Source organism: Pseudomonas nitroreducens TX1 (assembly GCF_000313755.1).
Lineage (GTDB): Bacteria > Pseudomonadota > Gammaproteobacteria > Pseudomonadales > Pseudomonadaceae > Pseudomonas > Pseudomonas nitroreducens_A.
The window spans coordinates 67093-83605 of record NZ_AMZB01000124.1 but is presented as its reverse complement, the minus strand read 5'-3'; the positions used below and the strand labels follow the sequence as shown (position 1 = coordinate 83605).

At 64.5% G+C, this 16513-nt stretch carries 14 protein-coding genes; 13 read left to right on the top strand and 1 reads right to left on the bottom strand.

The features are described from left to right. Positions 1–2: 2 nt before the first annotated feature. The 9 genes from C167_RS0121940 to C167_RS0121900 all read left to right on the top strand — a co-directional run bounded on the left by C167_RS0121940 (position 3) and on the right by C167_RS0121900 (position 9913). Positions 3–1760 carry a carbamoyltransferase gene (locus C167_RS0121940; RefSeq protein ID WP_017520455.1) on the top strand — a complete coding sequence of 586 codons (1758 nt, stop codon included), beginning with the start codon at positions 3–5 and terminating at the stop codon, positions 1758–1760. Next, the gene (locus C167_RS0121935) at positions 1744–2874 is read left to right on the top strand and encodes a glycosyltransferase (RefSeq protein WP_017520454.1); all 1131 of its coding nucleotides are present in this window, start codon (positions 1744–1746) and stop codon (positions 2872–2874) included. Before C167_RS0121940 ends, C167_RS0121935 begins: the two co-directional genes overlap by 17 nt. Before the next feature lie 31 nt (positions 2875–2905). After that, positions 2906–4504 carry an aldolase catalytic domain-containing protein gene (locus C167_RS0121930; RefSeq protein WP_026079204.1) on the top strand — a complete coding sequence of 533 codons (1599 nt, stop codon included), beginning with the start codon at positions 2906–2908 and terminating at the stop codon, positions 4502–4504. A gap of 7 nt (positions 4505–4511) precedes the next feature. Further along, positions 4512–5255, top strand: a complete 744-nt coding sequence (locus C167_RS0121925) for a 3-deoxy-manno-octulosonate cytidylyltransferase (RefSeq protein ID WP_017520452.1) — start codon at positions 4512–4514, stop codon at positions 5253–5255. Continuing rightward, complete coding sequence (locus tag C167_RS0121920; RefSeq protein WP_017520451.1) at positions 5255–5926, top strand: HAD family hydrolase; 672 nt, start codon at positions 5255–5257, stop codon at positions 5924–5926. Before C167_RS0121925 ends, C167_RS0121920 begins: the two co-directional genes overlap by 1 nt. Next, positions 5923–6825, top strand: coding sequence for a hypothetical protein (locus tag C167_RS0121915; protein ID WP_017520450.1), 903 nt, complete (start codon positions 5923–5925; stop codon positions 6823–6825). The genes C167_RS0121920 and C167_RS0121915 overlap by 4 nt, the downstream gene beginning before the upstream one ends. Then, entirely contained in the window at positions 6822–7778 is a 957-nt protein-coding gene (locus C167_RS0121910) for a glycosyltransferase (protein WP_017520449.1), read from the top strand. The genes C167_RS0121915 and C167_RS0121910 overlap by 4 nt, the downstream gene beginning before the upstream one ends. 3 nt (positions 7779–7781) lie before the next feature. Then, positions 7782–8696, top strand: coding sequence for a glycosyltransferase family 2 protein (locus tag C167_RS0121905; RefSeq protein WP_051167986.1), 915 nt, complete (start codon positions 7782–7784; stop codon positions 8694–8696). A gap of 92 nt (positions 8697–8788) precedes the next feature. After that, on the top strand, positions 8789–9913 hold the full coding sequence (locus C167_RS0121900) for an O-antigen ligase family protein (RefSeq protein ID WP_017520447.1): 1125 nt from the start codon (positions 8789–8791) through the stop codon (positions 9911–9913). Here the strand turns inward: C167_RS0121900 and C167_RS0121895 are convergent. After that, positions 9897–10547 (bottom strand): lipopolysaccharide kinase InaA family protein, encoded by a 651-nt coding sequence (locus C167_RS0121895; RefSeq protein ID WP_017520446.1) that lies wholly within the window; start codon positions 10545–10547, stop codon positions 9897–9899. The two genes, C167_RS0121900 and C167_RS0121895, sit on opposite strands and share 17 nt — an antisense overlap. A 100-nt stretch (positions 10548–10647) precedes the next feature. Between C167_RS0121895 and msbA the strand changes: the two genes are divergently transcribed. The 4 genes from msbA to hldE all read left to right on the top strand — a co-directional run bounded on the left by msbA (position 10648) and on the right by hldE (position 16464). Further along, positions 10648–12477, top strand: a complete 1830-nt coding sequence (msbA, locus tag C167_RS0121890; protein WP_017520445.1) for a lipid A export permease/ATP-binding protein MsbA — start codon at positions 10648–10650, stop codon at positions 12475–12477. Positions 12478–12490: 13 nt separating this feature from the next. Beyond that, on the top strand, positions 12491–13387 hold the full coding sequence (locus C167_RS0121885; protein WP_017520444.1) for a GNAT family N-acetyltransferase: 897 nt from the start codon (positions 12491–12493) through the stop codon (positions 13385–13387). A 152-nt stretch (positions 13388–13539) separates the two neighbouring features. Next, positions 13540–14952 carry a PIG-L deacetylase family protein gene (locus C167_RS0121880; protein ID WP_017520443.1) on the top strand — a complete coding sequence of 471 codons (1413 nt, stop codon included), beginning with the start codon at positions 13540–13542 and terminating at the stop codon, positions 14950–14952. A gap of 87 nt (positions 14953–15039) precedes the next feature. Beyond that, positions 15040–16464 carry a bifunctional D-glycero-beta-D-manno-heptose-7-phosphate kinase/D-glycero-beta-D-manno-heptose 1-phosphate adenylyltransferase HldE gene (hldE, locus tag C167_RS0121875; RefSeq protein ID WP_026079202.1) on the top strand — a complete coding sequence of 475 codons (1425 nt, stop codon included), beginning with the start codon at positions 15040–15042 and terminating at the stop codon, positions 16462–16464. Positions 16465–16513 lie beyond the last annotated feature (49 nt).

Below are 16513 nucleotides of genomic sequence, written 5' to 3'. Positions count from 1 at the left end.
CTGTGGCATTGACCATCCTCGGCCTGTCCGGCGCCGTAAGCCATGACCCTTCCGCCGCCCTGTACATCGACGGCAAACTGGTCGCGGCTGTCGAAGAAGAGCGCTTCGTCCGCGACAAGCACGCGAAGAACCGCATGCCCTACGAGTCGGCCAAGTTCTGCCTGGAACAGGCCGGGATCAAGCCGTCGGACGTTGACGTGGTGGCCATTCCCTTCGCCCCCATCAGCATCTTCGACAAGGCTCGCTGGCACTACGCCAAGCGCTACGCCTACGCCCCGGACCGTGCGCTCGATGCCATCCTGCTCGGCAACCGCCGCTACCACCGCTACTACAAGCGTATCCAGTGGTGCCTGCAGCAGCTGGGCTTCGACCTGAAGAAAACCAAGATCCAGCCGGTCGAACACCACCTGGCCCACGCCTCCAGCGCCTACCACTGCTCCGGTTTCAAGGAGAAGACCGCGATCCTCGGGATCGACGGCAAGGGCGAGTACGCCACCACCTTCTTCGGCTACGGCGAGAACGGCAAGATCCACAAGATCAAGGAGTTCTACGATCCGGACTCCCTGGGTGGCCTGTACGGCGCGCTGACCGAATACCTCGGCTTCGACATGCTCGACGGCGAGTTCAAGGTCATGGGCATGGCGCCCTACGGCGATGCCAGCAAGTACGATTTCTCCCGCCTGGCCAAGTTCGAGAACGGCGAGCTGATCATCAACACCGACTACGCCAACGTCATCGGCTTCCGCCGCTACAAGGAAAAGGGCAAGGGCTACTACTTCTCGCCCAAGCTGATCGAGTGGCTCGGCCCGAAGCGTGAAGGCGACATCGCCGACGATCCCTACATCCACTACGCCGCCAGCATCCAGGCGCTGTTCGAGAAGCTGGCGCTGGAGATGATGGATTACTACCTGGGCGACATCATCCGCGAGACCGGCAAGATCGCCTTCGCCGGCGGCTGCGCGCTGAACGTCAAGCTCAACCAGAAGATCATCGCCCGTCCCGAGGTCAAGGAGCTGTACGTGCAGCCCGCGGCCAGCGACGCCGGCACCGCCGTTGGCGCCGCCGCGTACGTGTCCTGGGAGCGCGGCGTGCCGGTCGAGAAGATGGAGCACGTCTACCTCGGCCCGGAATACAGCAATGAAGACGTCATCGCCGCCTGCGCCCGCCACGAGGCCAAGCCGGTATGGCGCAAGATCGACAACGTGCCCGAGCTGATCGCCAAGGTGCTGGTGGACGGCAACCCGGTGGCCTGGTTCCAGGGCCGCATGGAGTTCGGCCCGCGCGCCCTGGGCGGGCGTTCGATCATCGGCTGCCCGAGCGTTCCCGGCGTCGCCGACCGCATCAACGCGCAGATCAAGTTCCGCGAGCGCTGGAGGCCCTTCTGCCCGTCGATGCTGGATACCGTCGGCCCGCAGATGTTCAAGATCGACCACCCGGCGCCGTTCATGACCTTCACCTTCGAAGTCAACGAAGAGTGGAAGACCCGCGTGCCGGAAGTCGTCCACGAGGATGGCACCTCCCGCGCCCAGGTGCTCAAGCGCGAGTTCAACCCGCGCTACTACGACATGATGAAGGAGCTGGAGAAGCTCACCGGCAACGGCGTGGCGCTCAATACCTCGCTGAACCGCCGTGGCGAGCCGATGATCTGCTCGCCCACCGACGCGCTGAACATGTTCTACGGTTCGGACCTGCAATACCTGATCATGCAGGACATCCTGGTGGTCAAGGACGGCGCGGCGGCCTATGACTCGCTCGGCTGAACCGCGCGTCCTGCAGTTCTGCCATGGCTATGACGGGCCCTTCCTGGATTGCGCCCGTCAATATGCCAGTCTGTTCGCCGGCACCGGCTACCGGGTCACCACGGTGTTCCTCACCGGCGCCCCCGACCCGGAAGTGGCCTCCGGCTGCGCCAGCGACGAGGTGCTCTTCCTCGACTACAGCTCGCGGGACATCCGCGGGCTGAAGCTCAAGGCGATCCGTGATCTACGCGAAATCGCGCGCTCCCGGGACTTCCGCTTCTGCATTGCGCACCGCTTCAAGCCGACCTGGATCGCGATGCTCGGCACCCGTCTGCCGATCATCGGCGTGCACCACGGTTTCGGTGATTTCCAGCGCCTGGGGCGCAAGTTGTTCGCGCGTATCTTCGCCGAGCGCCTGAGCCTGCTGGGCGTCTCGAACGCGGTGCGCGACGAAATCCGCGCCTGCCTGCCTGCCTGGCCGCAGGAGCGCATCGAGACCTTGTACAACCGGGTCGACGTCGATGCGCTGCAGGCGCAGCAGGTCGACCGCTATCCCGCGCGCCAGCACCTGGGCCTGGCGGACAACGCCTGGGTGGTCGGCAACGTCGGCCGCCTGCATCCGGACAAGGACCAGGCCACCCTGCTGCGCGGCTTCGCCCAGGCACTGCCGCGCCTGCCGCACAACAGCCTGCTGGCGATCCTCGGCAAGGGCCGCCTGGAAGACGATCTCAAGGATCTGGCCCGCGAACTGGGCATCGCCGAACGCGTGCTGTTCCTCGGCCAGGTTCCCGATGCCAAGCGCTACTTCAAGGCGTTCGACGTGTTTGCCCTGAGCTCCGACCACGAGCCGTTCGGCATGGTCCTGCTGGAGGCGATGGCCGCGGGCGTGCCGGTGATCGCCAGTGCGGGTGGCGGCGCCAGCGAAGTGGTCGAAGGCGTCGGCATCCTGTTCCCGCTGCGTGACGAGAAAGCCCTGGCCGAAGGCCTGGGACATATGGCGGCGCTCGATCGTGGGCAGCGCGAGGCTTGTGCGCAACAGATGGAGCAACGCCTGCAGACGCGCTTCTCCGACGCCGCCGTGCGTCGGGAGTTCTGGAGCTTGCCGCTGATGAAGGCGCTCGTTGCCGAGCGCTGACTGCCGCTTTACCGCGTTGGAGGGACATGACGTGCGCGATTCGAAAGTCTTCTTGCTGGATTGCACATTGCGAGACGGCGGTTACTACAACAACTGGGACTTCGACGCGGACCTGGTTCGCGAGTACCTGCAGGCTGTGGCCAGTGCGGGTATCGATTATGTCGAGTTGGGTCTGCGCGGTTTTCCCCGGCACGGTTTTCGCGGCGGATACGCCTACAGCAGCGATGCCTTTCTCGCCAGCTTGCCGCTGGTTCCGGGCGTCTGCTACGGCGTGATGGTCAATGCCAGTGAGCTGGTCCAGCATGCCGAAGGGCCGCTTGCCGCTGCGGCGCTCCTGTTTGCTTGCGCGCAGGAGTCCCCGATCGACCTGGTGCGCATCGCCAGTCATGCCCACGAGTTCCAGGCGGTATTGCCAGCCTGCCGCTGGTTGAAACAGCAGGGCTACCGGGTCGGCATCAACCTGATGCAGATCGCCGAACAGTCTGACGAAACCATCCTGCAATTGGCTGCATCAGCCCAGCAGTTCGGACTGGACGTGCTGTATTTCGCCGACAGCATGGGCAGCCTTTCGCCCGCCGATGTGCGCGCGATCGTCGCCCTGCTGCGCCGCGAATGGGACGGCCCGCTGGGAATCCATGCGCATGATAATCGCGCACTGGCCCACGCCAACACGCTCGAAGCCATCGAGGCGGGCGCGACCTGGGTCGACGGCACTGTGCTTGGCATGGGGCGCGGTCCGGGCAACGCGCGCATCGAATACCTCGCCATGCAGCATGGCAAGCGCAATCTCTCGGCGCTTCTGCAGCTGGTGTCGAGGCGCTTCCAGCCGATGCAGCAGCGTTACGGCTGGGGCACCAATCCTTATTACTACCTGGCGGGAATGCATGGCATTCACCCCACCTACGTCCAGGAAATGCTGGCTGACTCGCGTTACAGCGACTCGGATCTGCTAGTCGCGATCCAGGCGCTGCGCACCAGCGGCGGTAAAAAGTACAACCCGGACACTCTCGAGGCATCGCGGCACTTCTACCACGGCTCTCCTCGGGGCGAGTGGGCTCCGCAGGAGTGGCTGGCCGACCGGGAGGTGCTGCTGCTCGGCAGCGGTGCCGGCGTGGCCAGGCATCGTGATGCCATCGAGCATTACATCCGCAAGGCCAACCCCGTGGTGCTGGCACTCAATACACAGACCGATATCTCTCCTGAGCTGATCCATCTGCGCGCGGCCTGCCATCCGTTACGCCTGATGGCCGATGGCGCCGAGCACGTGCAACTGCCGCAGCCGCTGATCACGCCGGCGAGCATGTTGCCTGAGGATGTGCTGAATTCCTTGAAGGGCAAAGCGCTTCTGGACTTTGGTTTGTCCATCGACAGGCAGGGCTTTGGTTTCCATGCCCGGCACTGTACATTGCCGACGTCGCTGGTGGCGGCCTATGCGCTGGCAATCGCGGCCAGCGGCAAGGCCCGGCGGGTTCTGCTGGCGGGTTTCGACGGCTATCCCGGCGAGGATCCGCGCAATGTTGAGGTCAACGACGTGCTGGAGGCTTATCAGGCTCAGCAGGCAGTGCCCGAATTGCTGGCGGTGACACCGACCCGCTATCAGGTTCCCTGTTCTTCCATCTATGCCCTTTGAGTCATCTATGTCCGCTCAGCTCGATTACGCCGTGATCATTCCCGCTCGCTACCAGTCCAGCCGCTTGCCGGGCAAGCCGCTGGTGGAGCTGAACGGCGTTCCGATGATCCTGCGCACCTACCGGCAGTGCCTGAAGGCTTGTCCGGCTGAACGAATCTACGTCGCGACCGACGATGAGCGGATTCGCCAGGTATGCGAGGCGCACTCCATTGCCGTGCTGATGACCTCCGGGGACTGCCTTACCGGTACCGACCGTCTCGCCGAATGCGCGCAGCAGCTCAATGCGGATGTGTTCATCAACGTGCAGGGTGACGAGCCAGTCTTCAACCCGGACGACTTGCGGCGCATGATCGAGGCCAGCGCCCAATGGCCGGGCGAGGTGCTCAACGGATTCTGTGCCATCGAGCAGGAACTGCAGTTCCGTAGTACGAGCACGCCCAAGGTGGTCATGCGTCCCGATGGCCGCCTGCTCTACATGTCTCGCGCGACTATTCCCGGCACCAAGGCGGACGAGTTCATCAAGGCCTGGCGCCAGGTCTGTCTGTACGCCTTCCCTCGTGCCGCGCTCGAGGCCTTTGCCGCCTGCACGAGCAAAACACCGCTGGAGAGCCTGGAGGACATCGAGATACTGCGTTTCCTGGAGCTGGGTTGGGAGGTGCGGATGCTTGAACTGTCGCAGGACTCCATTGCCGTAGACAACCCTGAAGACATCGAGACGGCCGAGGCGGCCATTCGGGCGCGGGGACTGTGATGCTGCGCAATCTCGCCGACTACCGCTGCCTGGTGTTCGATTGCGATGGCGTCGTGTTGGACTCCAACGCAGTGAAGACCCGGGCTTTCCACGAAGTTGCACTGCCGTTCGGGGACAGCGCTGCGCAGGCCTTCGTCGATTATCACCAGGCCAACGGCGGCATATCCCGCTATCGCAAGTTCGAGTATTTCCTGCAGGACATCGTGAGGGCGAAGGACGTTCAGGCATTGCTCCCCGGTCTCCTCGAGCAATACGCTGCCGCCGTTCGCCAAGGATTGCTGGACTGTGCCGTGGCGCCGGGGTTGCAGGCGTTGCGAGCGCAGTTGCCCGATAGCCGTTGGCTGATCGTTTCGGGCGGTGATGAGGCCGAGTTGCGCGACGTGTTTTCCGCTCGCGGCCTGGACCGCCTGTTCGATGGCGGCATCTTCGGTAGCCCGACGCCGAAGGACCGTATCCTTGCCCGCGAACTGGCTAGCGGCAATATCGCCGGCCCCGCCCTGTTCCTGGGAGACAGCCGCTTCGATTACCAGTGCGCCCATGGGGCTGGACTGGATTTCGTCTTCCTTGACGGCTGGAGTGAATTCCACGACGCGAACGCCTTCTTCGCCGACAAGTCCGTCGCAGTGCGCCGTGATATCCAGGCGTTGCTCAGGATAGAAGAAACCCCATGACGGTTGTGACTCTGGAGGCCGGACCTTCCGGCGAGCGTACCTTGCACCTGCCTTCCGGGCAGGCGCGTCGTCTACCGTCCTGGCAGCTGCTGCGCAACAGTCGCAGCGGGGCAGTCTTCATCATCGCGTCGGGGCCATCGGTGGCTGAGTTTCCCCTGAAGGACTACGCCCATGTACCGATGATCGCGATGAACGGCTCCATCGCCCGCTTCGAGCAGGAGGGCGTGCGTCCGTTCTTCTACCTTTGCGACGATGCCGGTGTGGCCGAAAAGAAAAGCACTGCCGTTGCCAGTGGCATTCACCGGTCGCAATGGGCGGCGCTGGGGCTGGAGGCCATGAAGCGGTTGTACGCAAAGGAGCCGCAGGCGCTGCAGGCGGAGAACCTTCTGCTGATGGAGCGTGTCAATCGTTGGGCGGATGTGCCCCAGCGCACAGACCGCGCGTTCGCCTGGTCGGCCCGGAAAGACCCGGATTTCGTCATGAACTGGTCCTTGCTAAGTCAGGCCGCCAACCGTTTGGGTTTCAGCCGGAACTTCGGTCGGGGTTACTTCTCCGCTCGTACCATTGCCTATGTCGCCATTCAGTTGGCGTATTACCTGGGTTTCGACAGGGTGTTCCTCGTGGGCGTAGATATGAATTCGTCGCTCGGACAGTTTTACGATCCTGCCGGTGTCCAGGTAAAAAGCCGCCTGGACGATGATTTCGCCGGGCACATCCTGCCAAATTTCAGCCTGTTGGCCCGGCAGGTTATCGACTCCGGGTTCCAGGTGTTCAATCTTTCCCGCGAGAGCCGCCTTCCCGGCGAGTTGATCCCGAAGGTCAACCTTGCTCAGGTCCATGAACTGGTGGCCTTGGCAACGTCGCAACCATTGCGTCCTGAGGTGGGCAAGCCGGTATGAAGGTCCTGTTCCTGGTCCAGAAAGAACAACGCGCCATCCTCGACCGCCTGTATGACGGCATCGCCGAACATTGCGAGTGCGATCTGCGCTGGCTGAGCAGTGGCGAGCAGGCCAACCTGCGCCGCTATTTCCGTGAACAGGTGGACGTGTCGAAATACGACCGCATCCTGTTCTTCCTGCGTTTCAAGAAGGAGATGCGCCAGGCCGCCTTCATCCGCAGCGTGCCCAACCTTGTCATCCTCGAACACGATGCCTACCAGAACTACATCCCCTGCAAGTACACCGGGAAGTTCAGTGCGCACTACCGTCGCCTGCCCTGGGCGCGCGTGATCAGCTCCGGCTTCATGGTCAGCGAGCGGCTGCGCCAGGAAGGCTTCGATGCGGTCTTTGTGCCCAAGGGCTACGACCAGGACCTGCTCCACGATCTGGGGCGCGAGCGCGATATCGAACTGGCGTTCGTCGGCAGCACCGGCAGCGTTGCCTACAGTGGCCGCAAGGCGCTGCTGGACGAGCTGGGCAAGGTGGAAAACCTGCTGGTCACCAAGACCAATTCAGGCGAGGACTACCTGAACACCCTCAACCGCATTCGCTTCTTCGTCAGCGCGGATGTCGGCATGGGTGAGTACATGATCAAGAATTTCGAGGCGATGGCCTGCGGTTGCGTCTTGCTCGCCTATGACCAGGGCGAGGCGGAGAACCGTGCGCTCGGCTTGCAGGATATGCACAACGTGGTGCTTTACCGCGACGTTGCCCAGTTGCGCAGCAAGCTGCAATGGCTGCGGAACGACCCGCAGCACGCCGCCCGTATCGCTGAGGCTGGACGAGCGCTGGCGGTTGAGGGTTTCGGCTTCAGCCAGATTGGCGCACGGATCGTCCAGGCCATGGCCGAGCCGCTGCGCGAACGGCCGCAGCCCGGAGTGCTCGAACGTTGCCGTCTGGCGTTGGGGATCTGATCTGTGCCCACTCCTTCGCCGGACACCGAGGTGCCTGTGGATTACCCGCTGATTTCTGTGCTGGTGCCTTGCTACAACCGCGAACGCTATATCGAAGAGACGCTGCTGAGCATCCTGGGGCAGGACTATCCGAACTTCGAACTGATCGTGGTGGATGACGGCTCCCAGGACCGCAGTGCCGAGAAGATCCAGGCGCTGCAGCAACAGCATGGCTTCCAGTTCTACCGCCAGGCCAACCAGGGCGTCAGCGCCGCGCTCAATGCTGCCCTGAGCCATGCACGGGGCGAGTTGGTAGCCACGCCAGACTCCGACGACATCATGCTGCCAGGGCGCCTGAGCCTGCAGGCCAGATACCTGCGCGAGCATCCGCAGGTCGGTTGCCTCGGCGGGCGTGCAGTCTATATCGATGCCAATGGCAAGCACATCAAAGGCGGCCCCGGCAGCGCCGTGCGCCGCTACAGCTTCGATGAGTTGTTGGGCCAGGCCATCGCCATCGGCGCGACGGTAGCCATGTACCGGCGCGAGGCCATGGAGCGGGCAGGGCGCTACGATCCGCAGATTCGCATCCAGGACTTCCAGATGACCCTGAAAATCGCTCATCTGGGCTACGGGGTCGAAGTCCTGCCGGAAGTCGTCAGTGGCTACCGTCGCCATGCAGGCAACCTGTCGCGGACGGCCTACAAGAACCAGCTCCAGTATGATCGCATGGCGGTCGCGCCCTACCGGGATCACCCGGCCTACTCCGCTGGCATGACCTGCATCCTCAACAAGGCGCTCAAGCAATCCGTGGTCAATGACAAGGGGTACGCCTGGTCGCTGCTGCTGCAACTCCCGCCGTGGCGCTGGAATCGCGTCACCTTGCGGCGGGTTCGTCATTTGTTATTCAAGTTCGGGCAGGAACAAGACGTTTGCCGATGAAAGAAGTGATTGCCCAAGCCTGGCGGGCCTGGTGTCCGAGAGTGACGCCAACCGGTGCGACTCAGCGCCGGGGAACACGGATAGCCGAGGCAATGCTGGGCATTGGTGTGCTGTGGAGCATCGCTGGCGTGATGCTCACTCCGACCATGAAGTTCTATTTCCAGATGGTCGCGCTGTTCGCTTACCTGCCGTCCCTGTGGCTGTGCATCGCTCGTCGCGAGGAACTCGGCCACTTGCTGCGTGCGCAGCGGGAGCTGTGGCTCCTGCTGGCGCTGTTCGGTTGGGCGGTGCTCTCGCTGCTGTGGTCTACGTCGGGAAAGCCGCTTGGCAGCCTCAAGAGCGTTTCGCTGTTCATGTTGTTCGTCCTGGGCTGGGTGCTATGGGCGCGGGCTGATGAGCGCCGGCTGCATATGACACTGCTGTCCCTGGCACTGGTGATCGGTTTATACAGCCTTGCGGCTTTGGTGATGGCCCCCCTCTATGACGGCGAACGCCTGAATGGCTTCGGTGGCTTCATGGACAACCCGAATGCGGCGGCCTATTCGATCGCCTTCGTCTCGGTGATGTGCGTGCCTCTGCTGCCGCGTCGCGGCTGGGGCCAATTGCCCTGGGTGCTGCTGCTGGCAGCGGCCCTGGCTTATGTAGCGTTGTGTGGCAGCCGCGGCGCACTCCTGGCGCTGATGGTCACGGCTATCTTCAGCCTCAGCCTGGTACGGGGGCGGATCGCCAAGTTGCTGCCATTGCTGCTGCTGGTGGGCGGGGCGACGCTGGTCGTCGTCGAACCAGGGTTGATGGAGCGCGGCGATGCCGAGCGCTTCGAACTACTGCGCAGTGCCTGGCCGCTGATCCAGCAGCACTTCTGGCTCGGGGTTGGGCTGGGTGCCGATTATTCGGTCACCAGCGGCCGCTCCGTTTACGAAAATGGCGCTCACAACTTCCCGGCGCATACCGCCATTCAATACGGCGTGCCGGCCATGCTGGCATTCCTGGCGCTCTGGGCGGTGATCGGCTACCGCGCCTGGCGTTGCCGTGCGCGTGCCCTGGGGCTTTCGGTGTTGTTGCTGTGGGTGTTTTCCAGCGTGGCCATGCAGTTCGACGTGTTCAGCCTTTGGGAGCGAACGCGCGCCATGTGGCTGATGCCGTGGGTGGTGATCCTGCTCGGGCTGACCCTTGAGCGCTGGCCGCCGGTGCGTCCGGCAGTCAGGGCGCCGAACTGAGAAACTGCTTGAGGTCCGGTAGCGGCCAGCGAACCTGGCTGCGCGCCAGGTAAGCCTGCGACAGGCTGTCGGTGTTACCGGCGAGCAGCCACTGACGATCACCGGTATAGCGCAGCATGTGTGCGAAGTTGCGCTTGCGCTGCTGGCGGGAAAGCGCGCGCCGCTGCTTCTTCATGTCCGCGAGGTCGATCAGGCCCAGGGAGCCTTCCGGCGTCCTCACCACATTGCCCAGGTGCAGCGAGCGGAAGTACACGCCCTGATCATGCAATTCGGCGATCAGTGTGCCCAACTGGGCTGCCAGCTTCGCGTCCGCCTCGCCGGCGGCGATCACCTGGCGCAGCGTATCGCCGGGCAATGGCTGGTAGTGCACCGCATCGCGGGCGAGTTCCGGGATACGGTAGACCGCGATGATCTGCGGGCACGGCACTTTCAGATGCTGTAGCGTCTGGGTGTTGTCGGCGAAGCGCTGCGCGTAGGGATACAGCGCCGCCGAGGAGATCAGCCGCTTGCGCCGGAACAGTTTCAGGAAGTTGCCATCGGCCAGGCGCAGGACCTTGTCGCCATGCTTGTCGGCTTCCAGCACCTGGGCGCCGGCGCGTAGCGCTTCGTAGGCGGAGAGAGCGAGGTCTTGCATGGCGGGTCCCTGAATCGATAGCCGGCTATAGTAGCCCAGCCGCCGGGCAAACGAGAGCGCTGTGTTATAATCGCCGACCTTTTAAGCGTGCGATTCCTACATGTCCGGTAAAGAACCCCAGGCACCTTCGAGCCTGAAGATCTACTTCCGACTGCTGTCCTATGTGCGCCCGTACATCGGGATGTTCCTGCTCAGCATCGTCGGTTTCCTGATCTTCGCCGCGACCCAGCCGATGCTGGCGGGCATCCTCAAGTATTTCGTCGATGGCCTGGCCCATCCGGATGCCAAGCTGTTCCCCAATGCGCCTTGGGCCTGGTTGCGCGACCTCTCGTTGCTCTATGCGGTACCGCTGCTGGTGGTACTGATCGCTGTCTGGCAGGGCGTCGGTTCCTTCCTCGGCAACTACTACATCGCCAAGGTGTCCCTGGGGCTGGTGCAGGACCTGCGCATCGCGCTGTTCAACAATCTGCTGACCCTGCCCAATCGCTACTTCGACAGCAACAACTCCGGGCACCTGATCTCGCGCATCACCTTCAACGTGACCATGGTCACCGGCGCGGCTACCGATGCCATCAAGGTGGTGATCCGTGAAGGCATGACCGTGGTCTTCCTGTTCCTCTCGCTGCTCTACATGAACTGGAAACTGACCCTGGTGATGCTGGCGATCCTGCCGGTCATCGCCCTGATGGTGACCAGCGCCAGCCGCAAGTTCCGCAAGCAGAGCAAGAAGATCCAGGTGGCCATGGGCGACGTGACACACGTGTCCTCCGAGACCATCCAGGGCTATCGGGTGGTCCGCAGCTTTGGCGGCGAGCCTTATGAGCGCCAACGCTTCCAGAACGTGACCGATGAGAACACCAGCAAGAACCTGCGCATGAACAAGACCTCGGCGATCTACACGCCGATGCTGCAGCTGGTGATCTACAGCGCCATGGCCGTGCTGCTGTACCTCGTGCTGCTGCTGCGCGGCGATGCCACCGTCGGTGACCTGGTGGCCTATATCTCCATGGCCGGCCTGCTGCCCAAGCCGATCCGCCAGCTGTCCGAAGTCAGCTCGACCATCCAGAAGGGCGTGGCCGGTGCGGAGAGCATCTTCGAGCAACTCGACGAGCAGCCCGAGGTGGACAACGGCACCGTCGAGCGTGACCGCGTACAGGGTCGCCTGGAAGTGAAGAACCTCAGCTTCACCTACCCGGGCACCGAGAAGAAGGTTTTGAACGACCTGAACTTCAGCGTCGAACCGGGCCAGATGGTGGCGCTGGTCGGCCGCTCCGGCAGCGGCAAGTCGACCCTGGCCAACCTGATTCCGCGCTTCTACGACCACAGCGACGGGCAGATCCTGCTCGACGGTACGGACGTCGAAGACTACACGCTGAGCAACCTGCGCCGGCATATCGCGCTGGTGACCCAACAGGTCAATCTGTTCAACGACAGCGTGCTCAACAACATCGCCTATGGTGACCTCGCCAGCAAACCGCGCGAAGCGGTGGAGAAGGCCGCCGAGGACGCGTTCGCCCGCGAGTTCATCGACCGCCTGCCCGAAGGCTTCGACACCGAAGTCGGCGAGAACGGGGTGATGCTTTCCGGCGGCCAGCGCCAGCGCCTGGCGATCGCCCGCGCGCTGCTCAAGGACGCGCCGGTGCTGATCCTCGACGAGGCCACTTCGGCACTGGACACCGAGTCCGAGCGGCACATCCAGGCCGCGCTGGAGAAGGTCATGCAAGGTCGCACCACGCTGGTCATCGCCCACCGCCTGAGCACCATCGAGGCGGCGGACCTGATCCTGGTGATGGACCAGGGCCACATCGTCGAGCGTGGCACCCATGACCAGCTGATTGCCCAGAATGGCTACTACGCACGCCTGCATGCCCGCCAGTTCGCCGATGATCCGGCCGATGGCAACGAGCTGACCGCCGAGCAGCCGGTATGACGCGGCACCCGACATGCTGAACCGTCTGCGAGTCTTCCGCGAACGCGGCTGGACGCCCATCACGGCAACTGACTATGCGGCCGCCTGGCAGCGCTTCGGCGGCAGCGTCGCCACCCACCCGGAGGTGGTCGAGCGCCTCGCCCATCTGGCCGGCATTCCGGTGCGCTACCTGGGTTGGTTCGAGGGCGATGAACTGCGCGCCGCTGTGCCGACCTGGGGACGCAACCTGGCCTTGTCCAAGGACGTGCTCAAGCGCGAGGGCAAGAAGGCCCTGTTCGACCTGGGCAACGCGGAGATCATCCTGCCGATTGCCGAAGGCACGCGCATCGAACTGCGCCATCAGGTGCGCTACCTCTCCGAACTCAATCGCGAACAGGTCAGCGATGCCCGCGCGCAGCCCGAGCAACTGGCGATGAACCGCGCCCCGGCCGACTTCTCGAAGAAATTTCGCTACAACCAGCGCCGCGAACAGCGCCTGCTGGAAGAGGCGGGCGGCGTGCTGCAACCCATGAGCGAGTTGAGCCCGGAGGAGCAGGCGAGCATCTATGCCGACCTGTTCCAGCGCCGCTGGGAATTCGAGGTGCCCGGCAAGGCGCGGCTGGCCGAAGTATTCGGCCTGATGCGCGAATTCATGCGCGGCTCGCTGGTGCGCCTGGACGACGAGCCGGTGGCGATCCAGATTCTCTACCGGGTCGAGGCGCCGAAGTGGATCAGCGTCGAATACATCAATGGCGGCGTGGCGCCGGAAAATCGCGACTTCAGCCCCGGCAGCGTGCTCAGCTTCGTCAATACGCAGGAGGCCTGGGCCGAAGCCGAGGCGCTGGGCAAGCCCCTGCGCTATTCCTTCGGCCGCGCCGACCGCGAGTACAAGGACCGCTGGTGCCACCGCGTGCCGGTGTTTCAGGTCTGACTTCAGGCTTTTTGTAGGAGCGAGCATGCTCGCGAAGCCATTCCTCTGCGGGGGTTGTTCGCGAGCAAGCTCGCTCCTACAGTTCGTGCACGGCGACTTGGTCTGTGCGTAGGAGCGGACTCCGTCCGCGATCGGTGTCCACGGAGAACCACATGAGCGCCCGCAAGCAGCACCTGCTCAAACAGCACCGCCGCAAGAAGCGCGTGGTCCTGCTCGTCGCCCTCCTGGCGCTGATCCTGCTGGGCATCTTCGCGCCCTGGTGGAGCGTGCCGCTGGCGCTGCTGCTCGGCTGGGTCGCCCACGAAGCCTGGTTCGCCGACCACCTGTTCTACTCGCCGCGCGACGACTACCGCTACGACTTCCCCGAGGGCTCCGTCGCCCTGCCGGTTTCCCTCGGCCCGCACGGCTTGCACGTCGCCACCGGCGCGCTGTCGGAGAGCGAGGAGACGCTGGTGCTGGAGATCGAGGTCAAGTCCTCGCTGCTTGGCCGCTGGCTCGACCCGCAGGTGCTGATTGAAGGCGTCGAGAACGATCGCCAGGACTTCGAGCGCGGTGTCAGCGGCAAGCGCTATATCAACCTGTCCGGCCAGGGCGAAGCCCTGCGCGCCGGGCACCTGCGTTTGCGCAGCCGCCATTGCCGGCTCGCGCATCAAGGCGTGCTGCACGCCTTCCATAATCCCGACTATGCCCGGCAGCGCCTGCTGATCATTGCGCCCCATGCGGATGATGCCGAGCTGGCTGCCTTCGGCCAGTACAGCCGCTGCGCGGACGCCTGGATCGCCACCCTGACCCAGGGCGAAATCGAGGCCGAGCACTACCAGCGGCTCGGGCTGGACAAGGCCGCCGCCGCCCGGCTGAAGGGCCGCCTGCGCACCTGGGACAGCATTGCCGCGCCGCTCTGGGGCGGCGTGCCGGCCGAGCGCTGCGTGCAGCTGGGCTATTACTGCCTGCAGCTGCCGGCCATGGCCGCTGAGCCGAGCCAGGCGTTCGGCTCGAAGGAGTCCGGCGAGGCCGACGTCCGCAGTGTGCGCGGATTCAATCCGTTCGCGCTGCCCGCCGACAGCGACGGCGCGCCGACCTGGCTGAATCTGGTGGCCGACCTCACTGCGCTGATCGAGCGCATCCGACCAGAGGTGATCCTCACCGCGCACCCGGAACTGGACCCTCACGCCGACCACGTGCACGCCACCCGCGCCACGCTGGAAGCCGTCGAGCGCAGCAGCTGGAAGCCGCAGACGCTGCTGCTCTACGCCAATCACCTGCACGACAATGACCGCTGGCCCATGGGGCCGGCCGACGGCGGCATTGCCCTGCCGCCCTGTATCGAGGCGTTGCCGGCCGACCCGCTGTGGAGCCCGGTGCTGGACACCGCGACCCGCGTCGACAAGGCCCAGGCCCTGGCCCTGCAGCACGACCTGCAGACCCCGCTCACCGGCAAGAAACGCCTGCGCCGACTGATCCAGCGCGTGCTCGCCGGGCGCCGCTGGCCTCCCACCGGCGACGACGAGTTCTTCCGCAAGGCGGTGCGCCGTCACGAGCTGTTCTGGGTTCGCAAAATCCCTTAGAGATTGCCGTGACCGCCCGGTGCCCGGCGCAAGTCGCACTGGGCGGCTATGGTATTATCCGCGGCGATTTCGACCTGCGGAGTTCCCATGAAATTGACCATGCCCCGATTCGATCAGGCCCCCGTGCTGGTGGTAGGCGACGTGATGCTCGACCGCTACTGGCACGGCGCGACCTCGCGCATCTCGCCCGAGGCGCCGGTGCCCGTGGTGCGGGTCGAGCAGCATGAGGACCGCCCCGGCGGCGCCGCCAACGTCGCGCTCAACCTCGCCGCCCTCGGCGCGCCGGCCTTTCTGGTTGGCGTCACTGGCGTCGACGAAGCCGCCGACAGTCTGACCGACAGCCTCAAGGCGGTGGGCGTGACCACCCGCTTCCAGCGCATCGCCGGCCAGCCGACTATCGTCAAGCTGCGGGTCATGAGCCGCCACCAGCAACTGCTGCGCGTGGACTTCGAAGAAGCCTTCCGCACCGACGCCGTGGCGCTGTCCGCCGACGTCGAGGCGCTGCTGGATAACGTCCGGGTACTGGTGCTCTCCGACTACGGCAAGGGCGCGCTGAAAAACCACCAGCAACTGATCCAGGCTGCCCGCCAGCGCAACATCCCGGTGCTGGCCGATCCCAAGGGCAAGGACTTCGCCATCTACCGCGGCGCCAGCCTGATCACCCCGAACCTCTCCGAATTCGAAGCCATCGTCGGCCGCTGCACCGACGAATCCGACCTGGTCGCCAAGGGCCAGCAACTGATGACCGAGCTGGAACTCGGTGCATTGCTGGTCACCCGTGGCGAGCACGGCATGACCCTGCTGCGCCCCGGTCACAACGCCCTTCACCTGCCGGCCCGCGCTCGCGAAGTGTTCGATGTCACCGGCGCCGGCGACACCGTGATATCCACCCTGGCCGGCGCCATAGCGGCCGGTGAGGAGCTGCCGCAGGCCGTAGCCCTGGCCAACCTGGCCGCCGGCATCGTCGTCGGCAAGCTCGGCACCGCCGCCATCAGCGCCCCGGAACTGCGTCGCGCCGTGCAGCGCGAACAGGGCTCCGAGCGTGGCGTGCTGAGCCTCGACCAACTGCTGCTGGCCATCGAGGATGCGCGCGCCCATGGTGAGAAGATCGTCTTCACCAACGGCTGCTTCGATATCCTCCACGCCGGCCACGTGACTTACCTGGAACAGGCCCGCGCCCAGGGCGACCGCCTGATCGTCGCCACCAATGACGACGCCTCGGTGACCCGCCTCAAGGGCCCGGGCCGCCCGATCAACAGCGTCGACCGCCGCATGGCCGTATTGGCCGGCCTCGGTGCGGTGGACTGGGTCGTCAGCTTCGCCGAAGACACCCCCGAGCGCCTGCTCACCGAAGTCCGCCCGGACGTGCTGGTGAAGGGCGGCGACTACGGCGTCGAGCAGGTGGTCGGCGCCGACATCGTCAGGGCCTACGGCGGCGAAGTCCGCGTGTTGGGCCTGGTGGAAAACAGCTCCACCACGGCCATCGTCGAGAAGATCCGCCATCAGGGCTGATCCTCTCCTCCCCAGAAAGGGCGCTACCGGGTAGCGCCCTTTTTGTTTG

Coding starts and splice junctions, on each gene's coding strand:
- C167_RS0121935 (WP_017520454.1), top strand. CDS start 1,744: ATGACTCGCTCGGCTGAACCGCGCGTCCTGCAGTTCTGCCATGGCTAT.
- C167_RS0121925 (WP_017520452.1), top strand. CDS start 4,512: ATGTCCGCTCAGCTCGATTACGCCGTGATCATTCCCGCTCGCTACCAG.
- C167_RS0121920 (WP_017520451.1), top strand. CDS start 5,255: ATGCTGCGCAATCTCGCCGACTACCGCTGCCTGGTGTTCGATTGCGAT.
- C167_RS0121915 (WP_017520450.1), top strand. CDS start 5,923: ATGACGGTTGTGACTCTGGAGGCCGGACCTTCCGGCGAGCGTACCTTG.
- C167_RS0121910 (WP_017520449.1), top strand. CDS start 6,822: ATGAAGGTCCTGTTCCTGGTCCAGAAAGAACAACGCGCCATCCTCGAC.
- C167_RS0121900 (WP_017520447.1), top strand. CDS start 8,789: ATGCTGGGCATTGGTGTGCTGTGGAGCATCGCTGGCGTGATGCTCACT.
- C167_RS0121895 (WP_017520446.1), bottom strand. CDS start 10,547: ATGCAAGACCTCGCTCTCTCCGCCTACGAAGCGCTACGCGCCGGCGCC.
- msbA (WP_017520445.1), top strand. CDS start 10,648: ATGTCCGGTAAAGAACCCCAGGCACCTTCGAGCCTGAAGATCTACTTC.
- C167_RS0121885 (WP_017520444.1), top strand. CDS start 12,491: ATGCTGAACCGTCTGCGAGTCTTCCGCGAACGCGGCTGGACGCCCATC.
- C167_RS0121880 (WP_017520443.1), top strand. CDS start 13,540: ATGAGCGCCCGCAAGCAGCACCTGCTCAAACAGCACCGCCGCAAGAAG.
- hldE (WP_026079202.1), top strand. CDS start 15,040: ATGAAATTGACCATGCCCCGATTCGATCAGGCCCCCGTGCTGGTGGTA.